The organism is Denitratimonas tolerans (assembly GCF_037203605.1).
Taxonomy (GTDB): Bacteria; Pseudomonadota; Gammaproteobacteria; order Xanthomonadales; family Xanthomonadaceae; genus Denitratimonas; species Denitratimonas tolerans.
Genome location: NZ_JBBDHC010000017.1, coordinates 1 through 21,990 on the forward strand (window position 1 = coordinate 1; position 21,990 = coordinate 21,990).

General features: G+C 65.1%; 21 protein-coding genes. 10 read left to right on the forward strand and 11 right to left on the reverse strand.

Annotated features, from left to right (window positions below; all coding sequences use genetic code 11):
* Positions 1 to 203: 203 nt before the first annotated feature.
* The gene (ppnN, locus tag WB794_RS11150; RefSeq protein ID WP_415926686.1) at positions 204 to 1,586 is read right to left on the reverse strand and encodes a nucleotide 5'-monophosphate nucleosidase PpnN; all 1,383 of its coding nucleotides are present in this window, start codon (positions 1,584 to 1,586) and stop codon (positions 204 to 206) included.
* Between the two features lie 442 nt (positions 1,587 to 2,028).
* On the opposite strand from ppnN, the gene WB794_RS11155 reads away from it, so the two are divergent.
* The 6 genes from WB794_RS11155 (at position 2,029) to WB794_RS11180 (ending at position 9,441) form a co-directional block, all read left to right on the forward strand.
* Positions 2,029 to 2,643, forward strand: coding sequence for a GspH/FimT family pseudopilin (locus tag WB794_RS11155; protein WP_337335933.1), 615 nt, complete (start codon positions 2,029 to 2,031; stop codon positions 2,641 to 2,643).
* Positions 2,644 to 2,658: 15 nt separating this feature from the next.
* Positions 2,659 to 3,165: a type IV pilus modification protein PilV gene (pilV, locus tag WB794_RS11160; protein WP_337335934.1), complete on the forward strand. Its 507-nt coding sequence runs from the start codon at positions 2,659 to 2,661 to the stop codon at positions 3,163 to 3,165.
* A complete protein-coding gene (locus WB794_RS11165; RefSeq protein ID WP_337335935.1) occupies positions 3,162 to 4,499 on the forward strand; it encodes a PilW family protein in 1,338 nt (445 codons plus the stop codon). The genes pilV and WB794_RS11165 overlap by 4 nt, the downstream gene beginning before the upstream one ends.
* A 7-nt stretch (positions 4,500 to 4,506) precedes the next feature.
* Positions 4,507 to 5,178 (forward strand): pilus assembly PilX family protein, encoded by a 672-nt coding sequence (locus WB794_RS11170; protein ID WP_337335936.1) that lies wholly within the window; start codon positions 4,507 to 4,509, stop codon positions 5,176 to 5,178.
* A 27-nt stretch (positions 5,179 to 5,205) separates the two neighbouring features.
* Complete coding sequence (locus WB794_RS11175) at positions 5,206 to 8,967, forward strand: pilus assembly protein (RefSeq protein ID WP_337335937.1); 3,762 nt, start codon at positions 5,206 to 5,208, stop codon at positions 8,965 to 8,967.
* A gap of 66 nt (positions 8,968 to 9,033) precedes the next feature.
* Complete coding sequence (locus WB794_RS11180; RefSeq protein WP_337335938.1) at positions 9,034 to 9,441, forward strand: type IV pilin protein; 408 nt, start codon at positions 9,034 to 9,036, stop codon at positions 9,439 to 9,441.
* Between the two features lie 146 nt (positions 9,442 to 9,587).
* Here WB794_RS11180 and WB794_RS11185 read toward each other — a convergent pair whose 3' ends face one another.
* The 6 genes from WB794_RS11185 to WB794_RS11210 form a co-directional block, all read right to left on the reverse strand.
* Positions 9,588 to 10,835 (reverse strand): type II toxin-antitoxin system HipA family toxin, encoded by a 1,248-nt coding sequence (locus tag WB794_RS11185; protein WP_337335939.1) that lies wholly within the window; start codon positions 10,833 to 10,835, stop codon positions 9,588 to 9,590.
* Between the two features lie 5 nt (positions 10,836 to 10,840).
* A complete protein-coding gene (locus WB794_RS11190) occupies positions 10,841 to 11,104 on the reverse strand; it encodes a helix-turn-helix domain-containing protein (protein ID WP_337335940.1) in 264 nt (87 codons plus the stop codon).
* Between the two features lie 724 nt (positions 11,105 to 11,828).
* Positions 11,829 to 12,362: a pilin gene (locus WB794_RS11195; protein ID WP_337335941.1), complete on the reverse strand. Its 534-nt coding sequence runs from the start codon at positions 12,360 to 12,362 to the stop codon at positions 11,829 to 11,831.
* Positions 12,363 to 12,580: 218 nt separating this feature from the next.
* Positions 12,581 to 13,330 carry a TfpX/TfpZ family type IV pilin accessory protein gene (gene tfpZ, locus WB794_RS11200; protein ID WP_337335942.1) on the reverse strand — a complete coding sequence of 250 codons (750 nt, stop codon included), beginning with the start codon at positions 13,328 to 13,330 and terminating at the stop codon, positions 12,581 to 12,583.
* 115 nt (positions 13,331 to 13,445) lie between these two features.
* On the reverse strand, positions 13,446 to 13,970 hold the full coding sequence (locus WB794_RS11205; RefSeq protein ID WP_337335943.1) for a pilin: 525 nt from the start codon (positions 13,968 to 13,970) through the stop codon (positions 13,446 to 13,448).
* An 876-nt stretch (positions 13,971 to 14,846) separates the two neighbouring features.
* Positions 14,847 to 15,392, reverse strand: coding sequence for an REP-associated tyrosine transposase (locus WB794_RS11210; RefSeq protein ID WP_337335944.1), 546 nt, complete (start codon positions 15,390 to 15,392; stop codon positions 14,847 to 14,849).
* Between the two features lie 689 nt (positions 15,393 to 16,081).
* Between WB794_RS11210 and mntA the strand changes: the two genes are divergently transcribed.
* A complete protein-coding gene (gene mntA, locus WB794_RS11215) occupies positions 16,082 to 16,471 on the forward strand; it encodes a type VII toxin-antitoxin system MntA family adenylyltransferase antitoxin (protein WP_337335945.1) in 390 nt (129 codons plus the stop codon).
* Positions 16,459 to 16,884 (forward strand): type VII toxin-antitoxin system HepT family RNase toxin, encoded by a 426-nt coding sequence (hepT, locus tag WB794_RS11220; protein ID WP_337335946.1) that lies wholly within the window; start codon positions 16,459 to 16,461, stop codon positions 16,882 to 16,884. The genes mntA and hepT overlap by 13 nt, the downstream gene beginning before the upstream one ends.
* A gap of 539 nt (positions 16,885 to 17,423) precedes the next feature.
* Here the strand turns inward: hepT and WB794_RS11225 are convergent.
* The 4 genes from WB794_RS11225 to WB794_RS11240 all read right to left on the reverse strand — a co-directional run bounded on the left by WB794_RS11225 (position 17,424) and on the right by WB794_RS11240 (position 19,163).
* Positions 17,424 to 17,813, reverse strand: coding sequence for a type II toxin-antitoxin system VapC family toxin (locus WB794_RS11225; RefSeq protein ID WP_337335947.1), 390 nt, complete (start codon positions 17,811 to 17,813; stop codon positions 17,424 to 17,426).
* Positions 17,813 to 18,025, reverse strand: a complete 213-nt coding sequence (locus WB794_RS11230) for an AbrB/MazE/SpoVT family DNA-binding domain-containing protein (RefSeq protein ID WP_337335948.1) — start codon at positions 18,023 to 18,025, stop codon at positions 17,813 to 17,815. Before WB794_RS11230 ends, WB794_RS11225 begins: the two co-directional genes overlap by 1 nt.
* 470 nt (positions 18,026 to 18,495) lie before the next feature.
* The gene (locus WB794_RS11235) at positions 18,496 to 18,927 is read right to left on the reverse strand and encodes a TA system VapC family ribonuclease toxin (protein WP_337335949.1); all 432 of its coding nucleotides are present in this window, start codon (positions 18,925 to 18,927) and stop codon (positions 18,496 to 18,498) included.
* On the reverse strand, positions 18,927 to 19,163 hold the full coding sequence (locus WB794_RS11240) for a hypothetical protein (protein ID WP_337335950.1): 237 nt from the start codon (positions 19,161 to 19,163) through the stop codon (positions 18,927 to 18,929). Before WB794_RS11240 ends, WB794_RS11235 begins: the two co-directional genes overlap by 1 nt.
* 554 nt (positions 19,164 to 19,717) lie before the next feature.
* Here WB794_RS11240 and WB794_RS11245 point away from each other — a divergent pair.
* Together WB794_RS11245 and WB794_RS11250 are read left to right on the forward strand one after the other, a co-directional pair.
* A complete protein-coding gene (locus WB794_RS11245; RefSeq protein ID WP_337335951.1) occupies positions 19,718 to 20,968 on the forward strand; it encodes a type II secretion system F family protein in 1,251 nt (416 codons plus the stop codon).
* A gap of 4 nt (positions 20,969 to 20,972) precedes the next feature.
* Positions 20,973 to 21,947, forward strand: coding sequence for a prepilin peptidase (locus WB794_RS11250; RefSeq protein WP_337336005.1), 975 nt, complete (start codon positions 20,973 to 20,975; stop codon positions 21,945 to 21,947).
* Positions 21,948 to 21,990 lie beyond the last annotated feature (43 nt).

Below are 21,990 nucleotides of genomic sequence, written 5' to 3' on the forward strand. Positions count from 1 at the left end.
CACATCTCGGTAGGTCGGCCCTACGTGGCCGACGCTGCCGGGCATCGAACACTGCGTCGGGGACGTAGCCCCGACCTGCGAATCTATCGCAGGGTGGAATCGCCGAAGGCGACTCCACCATCACCCCGTCCCACGGCACCGCACCCTCGGCGGAATCCGCTATGCGGCTCCCGCCCTGCCAGCGCAACGCAGACAGGGACGGCTCAGGTCAGCAGCCGATAGCAGGGCTTGTAGTCGCCCGACATCTTCATCCGGTTCTGCGCCACGAAGCTCTGCAGGAGTTCGTCCAGGGCGCGCATGATTTCCGGCTCGCCGTCGATGATGAAGGGACCGTGCTGCTCGATCGCCTGCATGCCCTCCTCCTTCACGTTGCCCGCCACGATGCCCGAGAACGCCCGCCGCAGGTCGGCGGCGAGCACGTGCGCCGGCCGGTCGCGGTAGAGGTGCAGCTTGCGCATGTTCTCGTGGGTCGGGCCGAACGGATGCTGGTATTCCGGCTCGATCTTGAGCGACCAGTTGAAGAAGAACGCATCCTTGCTGTCGAGCCGATGCGACTTCACCTTCTCGAAGCCGCGCTGCATGTGGGTCGCCACCTCGCGCGGATCGTCCACCACGATGTGGTAGCGCTCGGCTACGCTCTCGCCCAGCGTCAGGCGCAGGAAGCGGTCGATCTGGTCGAAATAGGCCGCCGACTCGCGCGGGCCGGTGAACACCAGCGGGAAGGGCACGTCGGCGTTCTGCGGATGCAGCAGGATGCCCAGGAGGTACAGGATTTCCTCGGCCGTGCCGACGCCGCCGGGGAACACGATGATGCCGTGCCCGAGGCGCACGAAGGCTTCGAGGCGCTTCTCGATGTCCGGCATGATCACCAGTTCGTTGACGATCGGATTGGGCGACTCGGCCGCGATGATGCCCGGTTCGGTGATGCCGATGTAGCGGTTTGCACGGCGGCGCTGCTTGGCGTGCGCGATGGTCGCGCCCTTCATCGGCCCCTTCATCGCCCCCGGCCCGCAGCCGGTGCAGATGTCCAGCGCGCGCAGGCCCAGCTGGTAGCCGACATCCTTGGTGTAGATGTACTCGGCGCGACCGATCGAATGGCCGCCCCAGCACACCACCAGGTTCGGGTCCACGTGCGAGCGCAGCACGCGCGCGTTGCGCAGGATCTCGAACACCGCGTTGGTGATGTCCTCCGGGTTGCTCAGATCGAAGTCGCCGTTGTTCTGAATCTCCGAAGAGACGTAGGCGATGTCGCGCACCACCGCGAACAGCAGCTCGGCCACGCCCACGATGATCCTGCCATCGACGAACGCCTCGGCCGGCGCGTTGGACAGCTCCAGCTTCACCCCGCGATCCTGCTGCTGTACCTGCACGTCGAAATCCGGATAGCGGATCAGCGCCGCACGCGGGTCATCCGTGGCGCTGCCGGACGTCAGCACCGCCAGGGTGCAGCGGCGCAGGAGGTCATGCAGCCCGCCCCTGGAGGCATCGCGCAGGCGACTCACCTCCTGGCGGGAAAGGATATCCAGCCCGGCGCGCGGGAACACGCGGGCATTGACGGTCGCGGGGGTGCTGCTCATCGGAGGCATTCGTCTCGTTCAGCCAAATCGGCCGGCAAGGATGCCACAAGCATTCGTCGGGGACGTAGCCCCGACCTACGCCCCCTCGTAGGTCGGCCCTACGCGGCCGACGCCACACCCCACACCCCTCGTAGGTCGGCCCTACGCGGCCGACGCTGCGCCACGCCACACCGCACACACACCACCCACACCCCGTCGGGGACGTAGCCCCGACCTACGCCCCCTCGTAGGTCGGCCCTACGCGGCCGACGCCACACCCCCCCGTAGGTCGGCCCTACGCGGCCGACGCCACACCCCACACCCCCCGTAGGTCGGCCCTACGCGGCCGACGCTGCGCCACACATCCCACGTCACCGAACGGCCATCGGGTCGGGCCAACCGATCATCGGGCAAGACTGGCCTCACGCCCAAGTGCCACACTAGCCTGTACCAGTGAAAACAGGAGCCTGAGATGCATTCCCGCCTCGGACAACCCCAACGAACGCTCGGCTTCACCCTCGTGGAACTGATCGTGACGATTGCAATCGTCGCCATCCTCGCGGCCATTGCGCTCCCCAGCTTCCGGGAGTTCAGCCTGCGGATGACCGCCACCACCAACACCAACGAACTGGTCGGCGCGCTCAACACCGCCCGCGCCGAAGCCGTACGCCGTGGTCGCAGCGTCGCCGTCGTGGCCAACGGCGGAAACTGGAACGATGGCTGGCAGGTCGTGGCTGCCAAGGTAACCGGCGGCGTCCTCGAAGACCCTCCCACCTCGCCGGGTGCCACGGCGGCGGCATGCGCGGCCTCGATCGAGAATGGCGTTTCCATGTGCGTCCAGCACCGCGGCGCCATGGAAAACGGATTCACCCTGCTGGCGTTCGCCACCGGCTCAGGTGGAGACGACGGCATCGTGGTCTTTTCCCCGACCGGCGCCCTGCGCGGCGCGACCGAATTCGACTTCAGCATCTGCCGCCCCACGGACATGAAAGATCCAGCCCAGTCCCGGCGCGTCCACGTGGCTCCCAGCGGAATCATCGATGCGCGGCGCGACACGACCGGCGCCCCCGCGGGTGAATGCAACTAAATGGAGAGCGGCCCAATGCGAATCTTTCCCCGCCAGCGCGGCTTTACCCTGCTCGAAGTGCTGATCTCCATCCTCGTGTTCAGCATAGGGCTGCTGGGAGTCGCCGGCCTGATGGTGCTTTCCGTTCGCACCAACCACAGCGCGTTCCTGCGCACCCAGGCCTCCTTCCTGGGCGAATCCATGGCCGACCGCATGCGCACCAACCTCGGCTGGATCGACCAGTACAACGGCACCTACAACGCCAGCACCGCAACGGGCACCGCCGACTGCCGAACCGCCAGCTGCACGCCCACCCAGCTCGCCGCCTATGACCGGCTGATGTGGAGTCAACAACTTGTCGAACACCTCCCGGCGCCCACCGCCGTCATCAATTGCGACAACCTGCCGCCCAATCCGGGCTACGCCGGCTCCCAGCCTTATGGGGGGCTCTGCAGAATGACCATCACCTGGACCGAGGCCGACCTGTCCAGAACCGGCGGCACGCCCGCCACCCAGACCTTCGCATGGGTGTTCCAGCCATGAGCATCTCATTCTCCGCCATGCGCGCGCATCGCCCGCAGCACTCCGGCTTCACCCTGGTGGAAGTGCTCGTCGCGGTGGCACTCGGCCTGTTGCTGATGGCCGGCATCATCACCCTGTTCAGCGGCATCAGCGGCACCAACAAGGTGCAGAGCGGCCTGGCCCGCCTGCAGGAAAACGGCCGTTTTGCCCTGATGCGCATGGAAACCGACATGCGCATGGCGGCCGGCCAGTACTGCAGCTCCACCACCGGCGCCAGCGTGAAAGGCACCACGGTCCCGGTCCTGCCGAGCCGCGCGCCCATGGTGTACGCCAGGGATCTGAATCTGCCCGACAGCAACATCAACAGCATCGACGCGACCGGCAATCCCACCACGGCATCGGCCGCGGCCGCTTACGTGCTCAGCCCGCGCTGGTTCATCCAGGGCTACACCTGCACCACAACGGCCTGCACGCCGGCTCTCACTGCCGCAAATACCGGAATCCCCGACATGGGCCTTGCGGTCGGCAGCCGCGTACCGGGTTCGGACGTACTCACCGTGCGCTACCTGCGCGGCTCGGGCTGGACGGTTCCGCTGAACACTTGTTCCACGCCCACGGGAGGCACGATCGCCGGAGGCACCGTGATCACCGTCGCCCCGCAGACCGGCGACGACCCGTTCAACATGACGGCCGGCCTTGCGCTGGTGTCCGACTGCATTGCGCCCGCGATCCTGCCGATCAGCGCGGTCAACGTGGGCAGCAAGACACTGACGGTAGACGGCAACGTCCTCGCCGGCGCCCCCGGCCAGCTCTGCAACGGCAGCTCGCTGCGCGACGCGCGTCTGTTCGATTTCACCAACGATTTCGTCACCGTCAGCTACTACCTGGTATTCCGCGGCGACGATAGCCCGGATGCCCGCCCCAACAGCGCCGCATCCCAGCGCCTGATCCCGGTACTGGTACGGAGCGAGAACGGCGTGGCCCAGGAGCTGGTGCGCGGCGTGGATCTATTGGCCTTCCGCTTCGGGGTGCTGCAGGGCGACGGCAATACACGCCTCATGACCGCGGCGGAAATCACCACCACCAGCCCGGTCGGATGCGCCGTGGCACCGCCTGGCACCACCATGGAGCCGGGCTGCCTGTGGCGCTCTGTCCGCACCATCGAGCCGCATCTTCTGGTCAATTCGGTGGACGAAGTGAACACGATCGACGCAATCGGCCGCAGCTACCGTTTCGATGGAACCGATTACCCCATCCCGGCAGCCTCGGACACGCTTCCCTCCGGCCTTCAGGTCGGAAACATGAACCGCCGCGAATTCATCGGCTATTTCTCCGTACGCAACGGCAACCTGTAGGTCGCATATGGCTATTCACAACTTCTCCAAGCTCGGCCTCATCCCGGCCCGCCAGCGCGGCGCCGTGCTGTTCATCGCGCTCATCATGCTGGTACTCATCACCCTGATCGCCCTGGCGGCCAGCAGCTCCTCCATGCTGCAGGAAAAAATGGTCGGCGGCATGCGCAACCAGCAGCTCAGCGCCATGGGCGCCGACAGCGGATTGCGCGGAGCCGAATCCTGGCTGTGGAACCTGGACTTCAACGCCGCAACAGGCCAGCCCCTGCCGCCCTGCATCGGCAGCAGCACCGGGACCTGCGTGCAGCGTCCGCAGGTGGACGGAACGCTGAAGGCCGGAGTGCAGTCATTCCGCACCGCGCGAAACTGGGTCACGCCGCCAGCGGGTGCTTTCACCTACAACCACACGCTCACGGGCCTGACCGGCAACCTGCAAACGGCCTCACTGGCCCAGCAGCCGGCCATCATGATCGAAGACATGGGTGCCAACGTGCCCCCCGGCTCTGGCAACCAGGCCGGTGCCATCGACAGCGAACTGCGCAGCCAGGCCGGCAAGTCCAACTTCTACCGCATCACCGCGCGCAGCCAGGGCGGCAACAACGCATCCATCCGCGTGCTGGAAAGCGTGTTCTCCTCCAGCGACCTCACCAATACCGGCACCCAGTCCAATGCGTCGCCCTGATCCGCGCACCCTCCAAGGAGCCTCGTCATGAACAGGATGCACCTCAAGACTTCCCTGATGGCCGCGGCCATCACCTTTGCCAGCGCGCTGTCGGGCCTGTCGCAGGCCGCACCGGCAGCCGGCACCGTGGATCTGCTGACCACGCCGCCCGAGCTCACCGCCAAAGTGGCGCCGAACGTGGTGCTGACCTTCGATGATTCGGGTTCGATGGCCTGGGATTACATGCCTGACAGGCGACCTTACGACCCGAACAATACCTCCTGGGGAAGCAACCGATGGAAGTGTGCCGGCGTCATCGACCCGCAGGCTGCGGCCGGAACGCTGAAGGCGCTGCCGATGAACGGTGTCTATTACAACCCCAACACCATCTACCGACCACCGCTGTACGAGAACGGCACCAGCTTTCCCGCCGCATCTTTTACCGCCGCATGGCGTGAGGGCATTCAACACAATCGTCCCGGAGGAACTGCTTCGTCAACGAGCAATCTGTCGACGCTGAGCTTTTGCGGGGCGACGGGTGCCGGCTATTACCGCTACACCGGCCCGGCATTGACTGCCGATGCCAACGGAAAGATATCCAACACGGGAACGCTTTACACCACCAACAACTGGACCTGGGTGCCCCTTCCCGCGGCGGAACGACAGAACTTCGCCAACTGGTACTCCTATTACCGCTACCGCAAGATCGCAGCCATCAGCGGCACCTCGCACGCTTTCGCCGATTTCGACCACGGGATCCGGGTCGCCTGGCAGAACATCAACTCCAACACCACAGCCAACCCCTTCGTTGCAGGCGGCACCACGATTCTTTCTCCTTTCCAGGGTGCCACCCGGACAAAATTCTACAACTGGCTGTTCAACAACCCGGCAAGCGGTGGTACTCCAAATCAGGCCGCTGCCAACCGCGTGGGAACCCTGTTCACCTACGGCAACAACAGCAATCGCCTTACAACCAAGAACCCTTACTACGACCCCGATTCCGGGCGCGAGCTGGCCTGCCGCAAGAACTTCCACATCCAGATGACCGACGGCATGTGGAACGGCGGCTCCGTTACCACCACCAGCAACGACAACTCCCCCCTACCCCGCACCCTTCCGGACGGCAGGACATACGGAAAGGGCACCTTAGGCGGTCCGACCACCCTCTACTGGAATGAGGGCACGCCAAACACCCGCGGCATGGCCGACATCGGTTTCCACTTCTGGGCCACAGACCTGCGTCCGGACTTCCAGACCAATGCCCAGACCAAGCTCAAGGTGCGCCCTTATCTGGCCGATCGCACCACCGGCGTCACCGGCAGCACGCCGCTGAATCCGGGCGACAACTGGCTGGACAATCCCGAGGTCTACTGGAATCCCGCCAACAACCCAGCGACCTGGCCGCACCTGGTTCAATACATAATCGGCTTCGGCGTGGATGGCACCATTCCCGCAACCGATGCCAACCTTTTGCGCCTGCGCAAGGGGCAGGCCGCATGGCCCAACATCCCGAGCAGTGACATAGCTGAAAAAATCGACGACATGTGGCACGCGGCCGTCAACAGTCGCGGCCAGTTCTTCGCCGCCGCCAACCCCGACGAGCTGATCGACGCCATGCGCAAGATCATCGCCAGCGTGGTGGCGCAGAGCACCTCCTCCACACCGGCGGCCGTATCCCTTCCCATCCTTACCGGTGGGAACTCGATCTACCAGGGCGGCTACGACAGCAGCGGATGGGCCGGCAGCCTGATTCGTCGCAAGATCGACGCCACCGGCCAGCCCGGCGAGTCGGAATGGAATGCGGCCTGCATCCTGACGGGTGGCCAGTGCCCGGACCCGACCGGCTCCAGCACCGCGCGCGATCCGAACTCGCGCGTGATCATCACCTCCGATGGCCAGGGCACCGGCATTCCGTTCCGCCTCACCTCGCTGACCACCGCGCAAAGAGCCGGGCTTGATTCGGACGGGCACGGCGCCAAGCGGGTGGACTATATTCGCGGCGACCGTACCCAGGAGTCACTCCCCGCAACGCCGCTGATGCGCCTGCGCACCTCGGTGCTGGGTGCGATCATCAACGGCGAGCCGGCGTACGTCTCCGCGCCGCGCTCGGGCTTCCACGACGTATTTCCGCCCAGCTCGCCGGAGGCCATTGCGGCGGCCGCGAACGAGGATGACAGCTACGCCGGCTACCAGAACGCCGAGCGCGCGCGCGCGCCCACCGTTTACGCGGGTGCCAACGACGGCATGCTGCACGCCTTCGATGCGGCGTCAGGCAAGGAGCTGTGGGCCTACATCCCCAACTTCCTGATCGAAAATGGCCGCCTCTCTGCCATTACCGACCGCAACTCGGATCTCGTCCCCGGCGTCGACTCCCCGGCACGCGAAGCCGACGTGTTCATCAACGGCAAGTGGCGCACCATCCTGCTGGGCTCGGCCCGCCTGGGCGGGCGCGGCATCTATGCGCTGGATGTCACCGATCCCAACCCTGGCAGCGAAAGCGCCGCCAGCGGTACCGGCAAGATCGCGCTGTGGGAGTTCACCAGCGGCACCACCGCCAGCGCGGCGGGCGATCCGCCCTGCGCGGCGGGCTCGCGCACCTGCGCGTCCCTGGGCTACACCTATGATTCCGCCAACGTGGCGCGCATCAAGTACCAGGACAAATGGGTTGCGGTGGTTTCCAGCGGCTACTTCCCCAACAAGGCCGAATCAGCGGCAAATGCCAACGACATCAACGAAGCCGCCGCCTCGCGCACCTCGCTTCTGGTGATCGACATCGCCACCGGCAAGCTGATCCGGGAAATCCGCACCAGCGCCGCGCCGCAGACTCTTCCCCCCGGCTTCAAGACCTTCGGCCTTTCCACCCCGATGGTGTACGACGAAGGCTCGAACGAAGTGGACGACATCGTGTACGCCGGCGACCTGGCCGGCAACCTGTGGCGCTTCGATCTTTCCGACGGAACCGATCCCGCCAACTGGAAGGTGGACCTGATGTTCACCAGCTACGGCAACGGTGGCGCCGCCAATGCGGGCGAGCAGCCGATTGCCTACAACCCGACCGCGCTGCGCGATCCGTCCACCCGCCGCGCGATGATCGTGGTGGGCACCGGCAAGTACCTGGGAGAAGAGGATCGCACCAGCACCATCAAGGAGCAGGCGTGGTACGGCATTCGCGACTATGGCACGGCATCCAGCCATTACCCGATCCGCGTCAACCAGCTGATTACCCAGACGCTGACGCAGTCCGGCAGCGATCGCACCGTCTCCGGCTACACGGGTCCGACCGGCACCGTGCCATCCAGCGCGCCATTCATGCGCGTCGGGAGGAAAAGCGGCAGTGTCGCGGTAACGGACAGCGTACGCGCGCAGGGCTGGCGCGTGCGGCTGAACATCGCCACTGAAAAGGGCGAGCGTGCGCAGCGCCGCGCCGTTCCCATGGTCACCGCCAACGTGGCCCTGGTCTACGGGCTCATCCCCAAGAGCGACGATCCCTGCGATCCGGGCAACCGCTATTCGGTCATGGCCATCGACGGCGGCACCGGCGCGGCGCTGGCCATGAGCTCGGGCGAAGTGGCCGGCAGCGGCGTGGGCATCGTCGGCGGCGTTGCGCAGGCCGAATCGCCTCCGGCCGATCCCGCTGTGGTTCGCGGCGGCGGCGGCGGAACCTACACGGATCCCGATGGAAACGTCGTGCAGCAGCCGGCCATCGTCATCCCCGGCCTCAGCGACGAACTCAGCGATGCAGTCAACCAGGCCCTGAGCGTCGTCCCGCCCTGGCACCGCGGCGCCTGGCGCAACCTGCTGGAATGGTAATCTGACGGCATCCACCCTTCGGGCACCTCGCGTGCCCGAAGGCGCACCAGACAGAGGGAACCCACCATGCGTCACCCCATCCAACGCGGCTTCACCCTGATCGAAGTGATGGTCGTGGTTGCGATCGTCGCGATCCTCGCCGCCATCGCCTACCCGAGCTACTCCGACTACGCCTTCCGCGCCCGCCGCGTCGACGGCAAGGAAATGATGATGCGCGTGGCCGCCGCGCAGGAGCGCTATTACACCAACCTCAACAGCTACGCGACCGTCGCGCAACTGGGCCTGGGTGATCCACTGGTATCGGAGAAGGGCTACTACACCATCGGCATCGCACTGGCCAACAGCAACCAGACCTACACCCTCACCGCCACGCCCGCTTCTTCGCAGGTCGGCGACAAGTGCGGCAATCTCACCCTCACCAATAGCGGCAACAAGGGCTTCGCCGGCACCGAATCCAACGGCAAATGCTGGTAGCACCTCCAGCACCACAGTAAATCCCCCCATCGGGCCGCCTCGCGCGGCCCGATTTTTTGCCCCGCGCGCCACATCCCCCGTAGGTCGGCCCTACGTGGCCGACGCGCCTCATGCCGATCGCGTGCCGCACCTTGGAAATCCATCTGTCATGACTTTGTGCCATGCAATGCGCCTTGCGCCCAGGCCTCGGCCATCTGCGTGCGCACCGTTGCCGGGATGCGTTCGTCCTGGCGGGCCTCGTCCATCGTTTCGCGCAGGGCGGCGGCAATGCGGTTCAGTACGGCCTGCGGATGGCTCACTCCACACACCTTGCTGCCGAAACGCAGCAGTTCCTCGGTGGTGGGGTAGGCCTTGCTGCCGTGTTTGCCGGCAAACAGCCTGAGCGCCAGTGTGCGGTCTTCCAGTTCGGGGCCGCCGTCATAGCGGGTGTAGCGGTAGATGGTGGTGGTCACCACGTCGAACATCGGGGCCAGCCAGGCATCAGCAGATGAGCGGTACAGCACGCCGAAATTCTTCAAATGCGCATCGCCGTTGCGCACCATCACGGAAAACGCCACGTGTTCGAAGAAACGATGCAGGTTTTCGCGCGGCAGTTGCAGCATGCGCAACAACTCCGCCACGCGCTGGTAACTGCCCTGGTACTTGCGGTCTGAGAGCACGTCGCGCACGCGCAGCCCGGCCAGTGCGGCGATATCTTCGAAACCCAGGCGTTCCAACGAACCATCCGGCTGCCGTACCAGGTCGAAGCGATCAAGCACCAGCATGTGGCCGTCGTTGGAGAGTTCGAATGTCGGTGTAAGGATGCCCGCCCGACGTGCTGCCTTCAGGCAGAGGTATTCGTTGGCGGCCAGCCCGGGATAGGCGGCACTGGCAGCCTTGACGATCAGTGAGGGGATGGGAATGGTGGTGCGCTCGGTTTCCAGCGCCGGCAGCATGATCTTGGGCTGCATGCCGGCAATGCCCGCGCCGGTGGCAAGGTAGGCATGAACCAGCTCGTCGAAAACGCGCGGGCTGTAGGCGGTTTCCAGCAGCGTGGCGCGGTCAATGGGGGGTGCTGGTGGCGGGGCAGGCCAATCCGGCAGGGCGTATCCAAGGCGTCCGATGCCGTTGTCTCCGATCAGGGCCAGCAGGTGCATGGGGCTGAGCGCCTGCTTGGGGAACAGCGCCCGCAGGCGCATGAACAGGTCGCCTTCCGGCAGGTTCTGATCCATCACCGGGAACAGGTCGCCATCCTGCCACGTCAGCTGGCGGCTGGCGGGCATGAGCAGTGCGACTTCAGGCTGGTCCGGATGGGCGTGCAGATAGCGGAACTCGTACACCGACTGCTTGAGCAACTGCCCGGCCATCGCGCCATGGATGGCAACCTGCAACAGCGGAATCTTTTCCGGCAGCATGGGCCTCAATCCTCGTCCCGCGCAAAGCGGGCGGCCATTTCCTGCGGGCTGGGCAAGCCTGCCGGTTCAGTGTGCAATGCCAGCCCCAGCGCGGCCAGTACCGCCAGCAGGGATGACACCGTCACATCCTCGCCAGCTTCCAGCCGGTAAATCACTTCGCGCACCTTGCCGGCCTGCCTGGCAAGGGCGGTTTTGCTCAATCCGGCGGCCTTGCGCCGGGCCTTGATCAACTCGGCCAGGTCGGATGGCGTATAGATAGTGTCAGCCATAACTTGCATTTATGCGCAAATTCTTCACTTTTGCAAGTAATGGCTTACGTTTTTCATCTGAACCCCGGTTGTGTCGCTGTCAGGGAGCGGATACCTGCTCGCGTAATTCCGCTCTACGAGGCCGACGCCGCCCGATGCCGACGTGCCCCGCTCCCGTAGGTCGGCCCTACGTGGCCGACGCCGCCCCATGCCGATCGCGCATCCACCCGACGCAACCACATACCACCGCACCGTGCGCACCGAAGCCGTCGGGGACGTAGCCCCGACCTACGAACCGCCGTTACACACCCACCACCGCAACACCCCGTAGGTCGGCCCTACGTGGCCGACGCCGCCCCTCGCACGATCGCGCGCGCCATGCCCGATTGCACATCCACCCCATGCCACCGCGCACCGCCACACGCCATGCACACCAACCCGTCGGGGACGTAGCCCCGACCTACGAACCACCGTTACACACCCACCACCGCAACGCTCCGTAGGTCGGCCCTACGCGGCCGACGCCGCCCCTCGCACGATCGCGCGCGCCATGTCCGATTGCACATCCACCCCATGCCGCCGCGCACCACCCCGCGCCATGCGCATCAACTATTCACATCAATCATCTCAAACCTCAAAAAACCCAAAGAAGCGATAAAAACCCAGCATCAACAAGAATCACGTTTGCTCAAATCCAATCCCGAAGGACAAGCATGATGTGGGATCATTATTTTGCGACCCCGGATCAGTACCTGCAGTTAGCTGGTATATATCGGAATGCGGCAGCCACAGCGCCAGCAGTGCAACCCCAGACCACTGGTGAGCCAATCACCATCGGTGCGCCAGGCAAGCCCGTGGTCGTGTTGATGCTGCCGCTGCCCGGGGTAAGGAAAATCGGTGTATTGAGCACCGTGGCCAGGCTGCCGGCATAGGTGACGGTGATGCGCCCCTCGTTCGCGGCGATGCTTTGCACATTTCCGATGGCGGCGATTGCTATTGATGAAACATTAGATCCGGGCGTGAACTCGTAGCCATACGAGCCGGCAAGCGCGGCACCGCTGCCCGAGTAGCCGACAATGGGTCCGGAGTTACGAGTGGCAATGGTTTCCGTCACGGCAAGCTTGGCAGGACTGGCCAAAACCAACCCCTCGGAGACGCGGGTGCGGACAATGTAGTCCTGATAGGCGGGTAGCGCGATAGCAGCCAATATGCCGATGATCGCGATTACGATCATCAATTCGATCAGGGTAAATCCTTGCTCCACACGACCCTTGTGCATGACTCGCCCCCAGCGCAGATGCAGTAGGAATGTCAGCCAGCGATGCTGGACTGTCCGCCAAACCAACATGCATTAAACATGCCAATGTGTCGGATCGTGCTGTTGAGTTCATCGCTGCCGCACGCGGCGCCGCGGAAAACCCAGATCATCGGCTTGGCAATCTGCCCACGCGAAAACATCGGGGCCAGTGATTCAGCGCTGGATGCCTGCCGACAGGATCAATCCCAAGGGCGAAGATCAACGATCGCGACCGGGCTGGCGACTTTACGCTCAATCAACACCACCATCGGCTGCGAACGGCTCATCAGTGGCAGCCAGGCATCGGCCTGCGGCCACTTTCCAGCAGCGTCGGCAACCGCCTCGAGGGTGTTGAACTGCTCCAGATCACTCAATGGCTTCGCGCGCGCGAGCATGTTGTCAGCCTCCTGCACCAGCGGGCGGTACAAATCCACGCGCTGCGGCAAATCCGAGCCGCCGAGCGCAGACTCCATTACTAGCTGGTTGCGTTTCTCCACATCCTCCGGATTGACCGAAGCCACCCAGGCTGGCCCGCTCCAAGGCGGATGGCGGAACTCGGGCAGTGCATCGGCCAGATACCGGGTATCCAGATCACTGGCCTGTGCCACATCAAACCGATCCTCATTGAACACCAGCCAGGCCGGGCGGCCCTGGGCGATGGTGGCCATGCCGTAGGCAAAGGCGGCGAGTTGGATGAACACGATCACCGCCAGATCAAAGCGCAGGGACTTCTTGCCGGGTTGATACACCGCAAAGGTGAGCATCGGCCCCAGCACCACATCCACCGCCAGCATCAGCAGCACGATGCTGCTCACCCCCACGGCAGTGGCCAGCGGGGCCGGATACCACAGTCCGTAAATCAGCCCCAGGGCCAGCGCGGCCAGGACGATGGAGCCTGCCAAGTGAACCAGCAATGCCTTGAGCCGAATCAGAAAATTGAAATCTGCCATCAACGCTATTCCACACAGATTCAAGACAACAAAAAGCCGCCTTGCATGATACAAGGCGGCTCGGTGGATCGTTGCAGGCTGGCGGGCATAAACCCGACAGCCTGCACGTAACCGATCAGAAGCGGCAGTTGGCCGGGAGGTACTTGAACGCGGCGGCGGTACCGTGCGTGCAGCCCCACACCACCGGAGCACCCACGGCCATCGCGGCGGCAGGCAATCCCGTAGTCGCGCTCACGGCACCGCTGCCCGGGGTGAGCAGGATCGGTCCGCCCAGCGCGGTGGCCAACTGGCCGGCGTAGGTCACGGTGATCACTCCGTCTCCAGCTACCGGGGTCTGGACATTGGCAATGGCCGCAATGGCGATGGAGGCCACCTTCTCGCCCGCGGTGTACTCGTAGCCGTAGGAGCCAGCAGCGGCAGCGCCGGTGCCGGTATAGGCCGCGACCGCACCCGAGTTGCGGGTGGCAAAGGTTTCGGCTACGGCGGTCTTGGCGGCGCTGGCCAGCACCAGACCTTCCGAAACCTTGGTGCGGATCACATAGTCCTGATAGGCCGGCAGCGCGATGGCGGCGAGGATGCCGATGATCGCGATGACGATCATCAGTTCGATCAGGGTGAAGCCTTTCTGGATGGTCTTCATGGGAAATTTCCTTTGTGTGTTCAACAGGTTGTGGTTAGCTAACTGCCTGGGTGCTCGGACTGGCTCGTGCGCCGTGTCCTTGGCCGGGAGGCCAGACGTTGCACCGGCAAGTGGAACAGTGCAAGGGGCGTGCCAAGTGTTGCGGACAGCCGTTTTGCGCGGGAAGTGTGACACGGGTCAGGATGGGTTGGGGGAGGTTTTCGGAGTCAGGCGCGACAGTGTGATGGGGATCGCGTATGTGGCGTGTGACAAGGCCATGAAGGTGATTGTTTGCGTCAGATTGTGACGTGGTGGGGCGGAATTTCGGGGTGCGGTGGCGTGGGGTGAGGCAAACCGTAGGTCGGGGTTACGTGCGCGACGTTTCAATGCACGGTCCAATGCACGGTTATGCCCCGGGGCTCGGTGGGCGGCATGGGGTGGTGTTGGGGGCATGGTGGTGTTGGGTGCGCGGCGGCGTCGGCCGCGTAGGGCCGACCTACGGTGGGTGGCGGGATGGTGGATTCGGCGCGGTTCGTAGGTCGGGGCTACGTCCCCGACGGTCCCGTGACATTCAACGCCCGGCGGCGTCGGCCGCGTAGGGCCGACCTACGGTGGGTGGCGGTGGTCGGATGCGATGGCAACGGTGGATCCGGCGCGGTTCGTAGGTCGGGGCTACGTCCCCGACGTTCCCGTGACATTCAACGCCCGGCGGCGTCGGCCACGTAGGGCCGACCTACGGTGGGTGGCGGAAGCGGTGGATTCGACGCGGCGGTTCGTAGGTCGGGGCTACGGCCCCGACGGTCCCGTGACATTCAACGCCCGGCAACGTCGGCCACGTAGGGCCGACCTACGGTGGGATTGGCCGATATGCGGCGGTGGTGGTTCAACGCCCGACGCTCACGATTCGCTCATGCCGCGGATGCGCTCCGGTGCTGTCTCGCCCCATGTCGGCGGATAAACCCCTCGCGCCTGCCATGCCGCAAGGCTCGACCACGGCCAGGAGGCGGCGTGGGCGATCAAGCCGTGTTTGACGGGGTTGAAATGTACGTAATCCAGGTGGCGGGAAAAATCCTCGCGGTCGCGCACGACATGGTCGTAGTAGCGTCCCTGCCAAAGCCCGGAGGATGCGAGGCCGGCCCGGTGCAACCCGGCCTGGGCGGCCCGCTTGAAGCATCCGACCAGATCCGGAACGCGTATTCCGGGGTGTGGGCTCAGCACGAGGTGAAGATGGTCGGGCAGGAGCACGTGGGCGTGGTGAGAGAACGGGTGCAGTCCGCGCGTCGCGCGCAGCGCCGCAAGGACTTCCCGGCATGCGGCGGGATCGCTCATCCACGGGCGCCGGCCCTGGGTGACCAGGGTAAGGAAGACGGTTTGCCCGTCACGGTAGTAGCGTCGGTAGCGAGGCATGGCGGAAGGATCGATGCGGCGCGCAAGCGGCGGCATCGGCGTTCGCCCCGGAACCGTATCCGTTTTTTCGCAATCGCTCGGTACGCGGGCATGGGGTGGTGTTGGGTGCGCGGCGGTGTTCAATGCACGGCGGTGTTCAACGCCCGGCAACGTCGGCCACGTAGGGCCGACCTACGGTGGGTGGCGGAAGCGGTGGATTCGACGCGGCGGTTCGTAGGTCGGGGCTACGGCCCCGACGGTCCAACGCCCGGTTGTGCCCCGGGCATCGGTGGGCGGGCATGGGGTGGTGTTGGGTGCGCGGCGGTGTTCAATGCACGGCGGTGTCCAACGCCCGGCGGCGTCGGCCGCGTAGGGCCGACCTACGGTGGGTGGCGGAAACGGTGGATTCGACGCGGCGGTTCGTAGGTCGGGGCTACGTCCCCGACGGTCCCGTGACATTCAACGCCCGGCAGCGTCGGCCGCGTAGGGCCGACCTACGGTGGGTGGCGGCGACGGTGGATTCGACGCGGCGGTTCGTAGGTCGGGGCTACGGCCCCGACGGATTCGGTGATCGGTTACGACCGGGTTCGGTGACCGGGCATGGGGTGGTGTTGGGTGCGCGGCGGTGTTCAATGCACGGCGGTGTTCAACGCCGGGCAGCGTCGGCCACGTAGGATGTATCAGTCCGGGGGCGGTGTCGATGGCGCTGAAGTAATATGGACTCCCCGCCCTCCGGCTGCACCATCATGACCACCATGCCAGCGAGTCTGCGCCACGTTCTGGAACGCCAGCCCGGCATCCGCCAGGCGCTGGTGTTCGGATCCGTGGCTGCCGGCACGGCGCGGGCCGACAGCGATCTGGATGTCGCGTTGGAGGCGGAGCATCCCTTGAGCGCAGTCGAAAAGGCGCAGTTGATGGCTGAACTGGCCGCCGCCACAGGCAGGCCGATCGACCTGATCGACTTGAAAACCGTCGGCGAGCCGCTGCTGGGCCAGATTCTCCGATTCGGCCAACGCGTGCTGGGCAGCCCTGCCGATCACGCGGCCCTCATGCGCCGCCACCTCTTCGACAATACGGATTTCCAACCCTACGTCAGTCGCATGCTGGGTGAAAGGCGGCGAGCATGGAAAGGCTGATCGTCGAGCGCAAGCTCGATTCGCTGCAGCGCTGCCTGGCGCGCATTGCGGCCAAGTGCCCGGAAACGGCCGATGCACTGAAGGCCGACGTCGACCTGCAAGACGTGCTGGTGTTGAACATCAGCCGCGCCGTGCAGATGTGCGTGGATCTGGCCACCCACCTCATCGCCGATCTCCCGCTGGCACCTCCTGGCACCATGGGCGAAGCCTTCGATCGCCTGGTGGAAGGCAGCCTGATGGATGCGGCGCTGGCGCTGCGGATGAAGAAGGCCGTGGGCTTCCGCAACATCGCCGTACACGCCTATGACGCCATCGACTGGGACATCGTATTCGCAATTGCGTCACGGCACCTGGGAGATTTCAGGGCGTTCGCGCATGTAGTTGCATTGCGGCTGGACGGGGAGGCCGCGTAAGGCAAACCTCCGGAAGCGGCGCGTCACGCCCGGCACGGTGCACGGCGATGCCCACCGCCCGGCGGCGTCGGCCACGTAGGGCCGACCTACGGTGGGTGGCGGGATGGTGGATCCGACGCGGCGGTTCGTAGGTCGGGGCTACGCCCCCGACGGTCCCGTGACATTCAACGCCCGGCAACGTCGGCCGCGTAGGGCCGACCTACGGTGGGTGGCGGAAGCGGTGGATTCGGTGCGGCGGTTCGTAGGTCGGGGCTACGTCCCCGACGTTCCCGTGACATTCAACGCCCGGCGGCGTCGGCCGCGTAGGGCCGACCTACGGTGGGTGGCGGTGGTCGGATGCGGTGGCAACGGTGGATCCGGCGCGGTTCGTAGGTCGGGGCTACGTCCCCGACGGATTCGGTGATCGGTTACGACCGGGTTCGGTGACCGGGCATGGGGTGGTGTTGGGTGCGCGGCGGTGTTCAATGCACGGCGGTGTCCAACGCCCGGCGGCGTCGGCCGCGTAGGGCCGACCTACGGTGGGTGGCGATCCGGGTCGATCAGGGTTTCTTCGGGAGTGGCACCACGGCGGGCAGGTTCTGGAAATGTGCGTCGCAGGTCAGAAGCTCGGCACCGTGCTGTTGTGCAGTGGCGTAGACGATTGCATCGGCGGTGGCCAATTTGTGCTCGCGGTGCATTTCGGCGGCGCGCAAGGCAATGGGGGTATCCAGTGGCACCACGATGCACGTTTGCGTGTAGGCCAGCATCTTGTCGGCCTGTTCCTCGCCCGCCTCGCGGGTGAGCCATTTCGCAAGCTCCAGTTGCACGATGGTCGGCACGATGCAGCGGTGATGCTCGGGGAGGTGTTCTTTCAGCGCCTCGCCAAGCGCGCTGCCGATGAGCCACTCGATCCAGGCCGAGGTGTCCACCACGCGCAAGCGGTCAGTCATCAGAATCGATCCTTGCGATCACGGTAGCCGTCTTTGCGTGCGCCCTTGGCGATGCCGGCCAGCTGCCCCAGCCGCGGCACCGGCATCACAAGCACACCTTCACCCTTGGGGATGAACACCAGCTCTTGCCCTGCCTGCCACGCCTGCCTCTCGCGCACGGCCTTGGGGATACATATCTGGAACTTGCTCGACAACGTCGCTGTGGCAGTCATTTCGTACTCCGGATTGATCGATGCAGATTTGGTAAGAATACTTCGTTGCTGGCTGGCAGGTCGAGGCGATGCCCCCGACGGTCCAACGCCCAGTTGTGCCTCAACGCCACGATGCGATGTTCAACGCCCGGCGGCGTCGGCCGCGTAGGGCCGACCTACGGTGGGTGGCGGAAACGGTGGATTCGACGCGGCGGTTCGTAGGTCGGGGCTACGTCCCCGACGGTCCCGTGACATTCAACGCCCGGCGGCGTCGGCCACGTAGGGCCGACCTACGGTGGGTGGCGGCAACGGTGGATTCGACGCGGCGGTTCGTAGGTCGGGGCTACGACCCCGACGGTCCCGTGACATTCAACGCCCGGCGGCGTCGGCCACGTAGGGCCGACCTACGGTGGGTGGCGGCAACGGTGGATTCGACGCGGCGGTTCGTAGGTCGGGGCTACGGCCCCGACGGGTTCGGTACCTCGGCAACATCACAGTACCGTCAAGTGTTTGGATTCGGCATGGACCACCGCACCCAGCGCGATGCCCTGATCGAAGGTGGCCAGGCTGCCGCCATGTTTGACGGCCAACGCCAGAAGGTACAGATCCATGATCTGGTTGTGGCCGTGTACGCGGGTAAAGTTCACCAGATTGTGATCGCGCAGGCTGATGTCATCGGCCCAGAAGGCGTGATCGAAGTCGGCGCACACGCGCGCCATCTGATCCCGAACGCGCGCAAAACCGAATGGGCCGATGCGGGCATAGGCCGGTAGATTCAGGATGCGGATGACGGCATTTTCCACCAGAGGGCAGGTGGCAATGCGCAGGCCAGGTTGTTCCAGCAAGGCATTGGCCAGTGCCGAATGAACATGTGCATCGTCGAGCAAGGCGATCCAGACATTGGCATCCAGCAGCAGGCGCATCAGATGCCTTCTCGCACCATCAGCTCGCGGACATGCTCGGTGGTGATGACTTCATCCCGCACGGGCGCGAGTGCGTAGCGGCCACGCAAGGGCGTGGCAAGGGCGGGCGATGGTGTGGCCTGGGCGGCAGCCCGGATCAGGCTGGAGACGGCACTGCCCAAGGAAATCCTCTGGCGACGTGCCAACGCCTGGGCCGCCAACAGAGCGTCTTCTTCCAGATTGAGTGTGGTACGCATGATTAGGCCTCCTTTGCAGGAAGCGAATTTAGCATCAAACCATCAAAATCGCATCATGATGACATCTGATGCGTGTGTACGCGTTGCATATGTGCCCCTTCCGTTTACCAACCCGGGAGACTCATCGGTGCGTTGGGGTGGCGGCGGTTCGTAGGTCGGGGCCACGCCCTCGACGTTCCAACGCCCGGTTATGCCCCAGCAACTCGTAGGTCGGGGCTACGTCCCCGACGGGCTCGGTGACCGAACATGAGGCGGTTTTCAGCGTCCGGCGGTATTCGATGTCCGGCAACGTCGGCCGCGTAGGGCCGACCTACGGTGGGCGGCGGGTTGGCCGAATGCGGCGGCAATGGTGGATTCGGTGCGGCAGTCCGTAGGTCGGGGCTACGCCCCCGACGGGTTCTATTGCTTGCGGATTGTGAGGGAGATGCTCCAAATGCCTGAACGGCGTGGTAATGTTGCCACCGTGAAGCCGGCGGCGGGTGCCGCCGCCCGTTTGGGGCCGGGCCGAAGCTTCGGAAGATGCAAACCTTTTGAGGTCGGAGGGGATTCCCGCCATGTCAGCCACACGAGCCGCCGCCAAGGCCGCGCCGCGCAACCCCAACCCGCTCCAGCCCTTTGTCTGGTCGGGCACGGACAAGCGCGGCACCCGGATGAAGGGCGAGACACTCGCCAAGAACGCCAACCTGCTCAAGGCCGAGCTGCGCAAGCAGGGCATCACCCCCACGGTGGTGAAGCCCAAGGCCAAGCCGCTGTTCGGTGCCGCAGGAAAAACGATCACCGCGCGCGACATCGCCGTCTTCAGCCGCCAGATCGCCACCATGATGCAGTCCGGCGTGCCGCTCGTCGGCTCGTTCGAAATCATCGGCGGCGGGCAGAAGAACCCCCGCATGAAGAACATGCTGGACGACATCCGCGCCAGCATCGAGGGCGGCAGCACCCTGCACGAGGCGCTGGGCAGGCACCCGATGCAGTTCGACTCGCTCTACCTCAACCTGGTGAAGGCCGGCGAAGGCGCGGGCGTGCTCGACACCGTGCTCGACACCATCGCCAACTACAAGGAAGCCACCGAGGCGCTCAAGGGCAAGATCAAGAAGGCGCTGTTCTATCCAACGATCGTAATCGCAGTGGCCATCCTCGTCAGCGCCATCCTGCTGATCTTCGTGATCCCGCAGTTCAAGGAAGTATTTAAGAACTTTGGCGCCGAACTGCCATCCTTTACCCAGATGCTGGTCAATGCATCGGAATTCATGGTGAGTTGGTGGCCGGCAATGCTTCTGGTCACCGTCGGCACAATCATCGGACTGGTACAGGCCAAGAAGCGCTCAAAGAGCTTCGCGCGGCTTCTCGACCGCCTGATCCTCAAGGTGCCGGTGATCGGCGAGATCATGAAAAACTCCGCCATCGCGCGCTTTGCCCGCACCCTGGCCATCACCTTCAAGGCCGGTGTGCCGCTGGTGGAAGCGCTGGACACGGTGGCCGGCGCCACCGGCAACATCGTGTACGAGCAGGCCGTTCATCGCATCAAGGATGATGTCTCGGTGGGCTATCAGCTCAACACCGCCATGCGCCAGGTGGACGTGTTCCCGCACATGGTGATCCAGATGGCCGCCATCGGCGAAGAGGCCGGCGCGCTCGATACCATGCTGCTCAAGGTGGCCGAGTTCTACGAGCAGGAGGTCAACAACGCGGTCGACGCGCTCTCTTCCATGCTGGAGCCGATGATCATGGTGTTCATCGGCACCGTGGTCGGCGGCATCGTGGTCGGCATGTACCTGCCCATCTTCAAGCTGGGCATGGCCATCTGAGGTGCTGACCCTCCTGCTGGACTTCCCGGCGCTGGCGATCACCTGCGCCGCGGTGTTCGGGCTGCTGGTCGGCAGCTTCCTCAACGTGGTGATCCTGCGTCTGCCCGCGCGCCTGGAGTGGCAGTGGCTGCGCGATGCGCGCGAGGTGCTGGCGGATGCGGAGCGCTCTCCCGCCCCACCCGACTCCGCCGATGGGCGCGAGAACGAGGAGGCGGTGCGCGCGTCGCTCCATCTCGCTTCGCCAGAACCCGGCGTCGCCCTTCCTGCCCCCACGGATGAAGGCGGATCGCAGCCGCCCGGCATCGTGGTGGAAGGATCGCACTGCCTGAAGTGCGGCCACCGCCTCGCGGCGTGGGAAAACATTCCGCTGGTGAGCTTCCTCCTGCTGGGCGGGCGCTGCCGCGGCTGCAAGGCGCGCATTTCGTGGCAGTATCCGGCGGTGGAGGCGCTCACCGGGCTGCTGTTCGCCCTGGTGGTGTGGCGTTACGGGATCAGCTGGCAGGGCGGCACGATGCTGGTGGCCACCGGGTTCTTCGTCGCCATGAGCGGCATCGACGCGCGCACCACGCTGCTGCCCGACGTGCTCACCCTGCCCTTGCTGTGGTTCGCGCTGCTGGCGAGCCTGGTGCCGGTGTTCGTGACGCCGGGCGAGGCCATCCTCGGCGCGGCGGTGGGCTATCTCTCGCTGTGGAGCGTGTACTGGGGCTTCAAGCTCCTTACCGGCAAGGAAGGCATGGGCTTTGGCGACTTCAAGCTGCTGGCCGCGATCGGCGCGCTCTGCGGCTGGAAGGCGATCCTTCCGGTGGTGCTGATGAGCTCGGTGATCGGCGCGGTGGTGGGGCTCGCACTCATCATCATCCAGGGCCGCGACCGCGCCACGCCGATCCCGTTCGGCCCTTATCTTGCGGCCGCCGGATGGGTGCAGATGATGTACGGCGGCGACCTGCTCGGTGCCTATCTGCGCTGGATGGGCGGCTGATTCGCGCGCAGCGTCGGCCACGTAGGGCCGACCTACGGAACCA

Coding starts and splice junctions, on each gene's coding strand:
- ppnN (WP_415926686.1), bottom strand. CDS start 1,586: ATGCCTCCGATGAGCAGCACCCCCGCGACCGTCAATGCCCGCGTGTTC.
- WB794_RS11235 (WP_337335949.1), bottom strand. CDS start 18,927: ATGCGCCTGCTGCTGGATGCCAATGTCTGGATCGCCTTGCTCGACGAT.
- WB794_RS11190 (WP_337335940.1), bottom strand. CDS start 11,104: ATGGCTGACACTATCTATACGCCATCCGACCTGGCCGAGTTGATCAAG.
- WB794_RS11155 (WP_337335933.1), top strand. CDS start 2,029: ATGCATTCCCGCCTCGGACAACCCCAACGAACGCTCGGCTTCACCCTC.
- hepT (WP_337335946.1), top strand. CDS start 16,459: ATGGAAAGGCTGATCGTCGAGCGCAAGCTCGATTCGCTGCAGCGCTGC.
- WB794_RS11165 (WP_337335935.1), top strand. CDS start 3,162: ATGAGCATCTCATTCTCCGCCATGCGCGCGCATCGCCCGCAGCACTCC.
- WB794_RS11205 (WP_337335943.1), bottom strand. CDS start 13,970: ATGAAGACCATCCAGAAAGGCTTCACCCTGATCGAACTGATGATCGTC.
- mntA (WP_337335945.1), top strand. CDS start 16,082: ATGACCACCATGCCAGCGAGTCTGCGCCACGTTCTGGAACGCCAGCCC.
- WB794_RS11210 (WP_337335944.1), bottom strand. CDS start 15,392: ATGCCGCCGCTTGCGCGCCGCATCGATCCTTCCGCCATGCCTCGCTAC.
- pilV (WP_337335934.1), top strand. CDS start 2,659: ATGCGAATCTTTCCCCGCCAGCGCGGCTTTACCCTGCTCGAAGTGCTG.
- WB794_RS11245 (WP_337335951.1), top strand. CDS start 19,718: ATGTCAGCCACACGAGCCGCCGCCAAGGCCGCGCCGCGCAACCCCAAC.
- WB794_RS11225 (WP_337335947.1), bottom strand. CDS start 17,813: ATGACTGACCGCTTGCGCGTGGTGGACACCTCGGCCTGGATCGAGTGG.
- WB794_RS11195 (WP_337335941.1), bottom strand. CDS start 12,362: ATGCACAAGGGTCGTGTGGAGCAAGGATTTACCCTGATCGAATTGATG.
- WB794_RS11175 (WP_337335937.1), top strand. CDS start 5,206: ATGAACAGGATGCACCTCAAGACTTCCCTGATGGCCGCGGCCATCACC.
- tfpZ (WP_337335942.1), bottom strand. CDS start 13,330: ATGGCAGATTTCAATTTTCTGATTCGGCTCAAGGCATTGCTGGTTCAC.
- WB794_RS11170 (WP_337335936.1), top strand. CDS start 4,507: ATGGCTATTCACAACTTCTCCAAGCTCGGCCTCATCCCGGCCCGCCAG.
- WB794_RS11240 (WP_337335950.1), bottom strand. CDS start 19,163: ATGCGTACCACACTCAATCTGGAAGAAGACGCTCTGTTGGCGGCCCAG.
- WB794_RS11185 (WP_337335939.1), bottom strand. CDS start 10,835: ATGCTGCCGGAAAAGATTCCGCTGTTGCAGGTTGCCATCCATGGCGCG.
- WB794_RS11180 (WP_337335938.1), top strand. CDS start 9,034: ATGCGTCACCCCATCCAACGCGGCTTCACCCTGATCGAAGTGATGGTC.
- WB794_RS11230 (WP_337335948.1), bottom strand. CDS start 18,025: ATGACTGCCACAGCGACGTTGTCGAGCAAGTTCCAGATATGTATCCCC.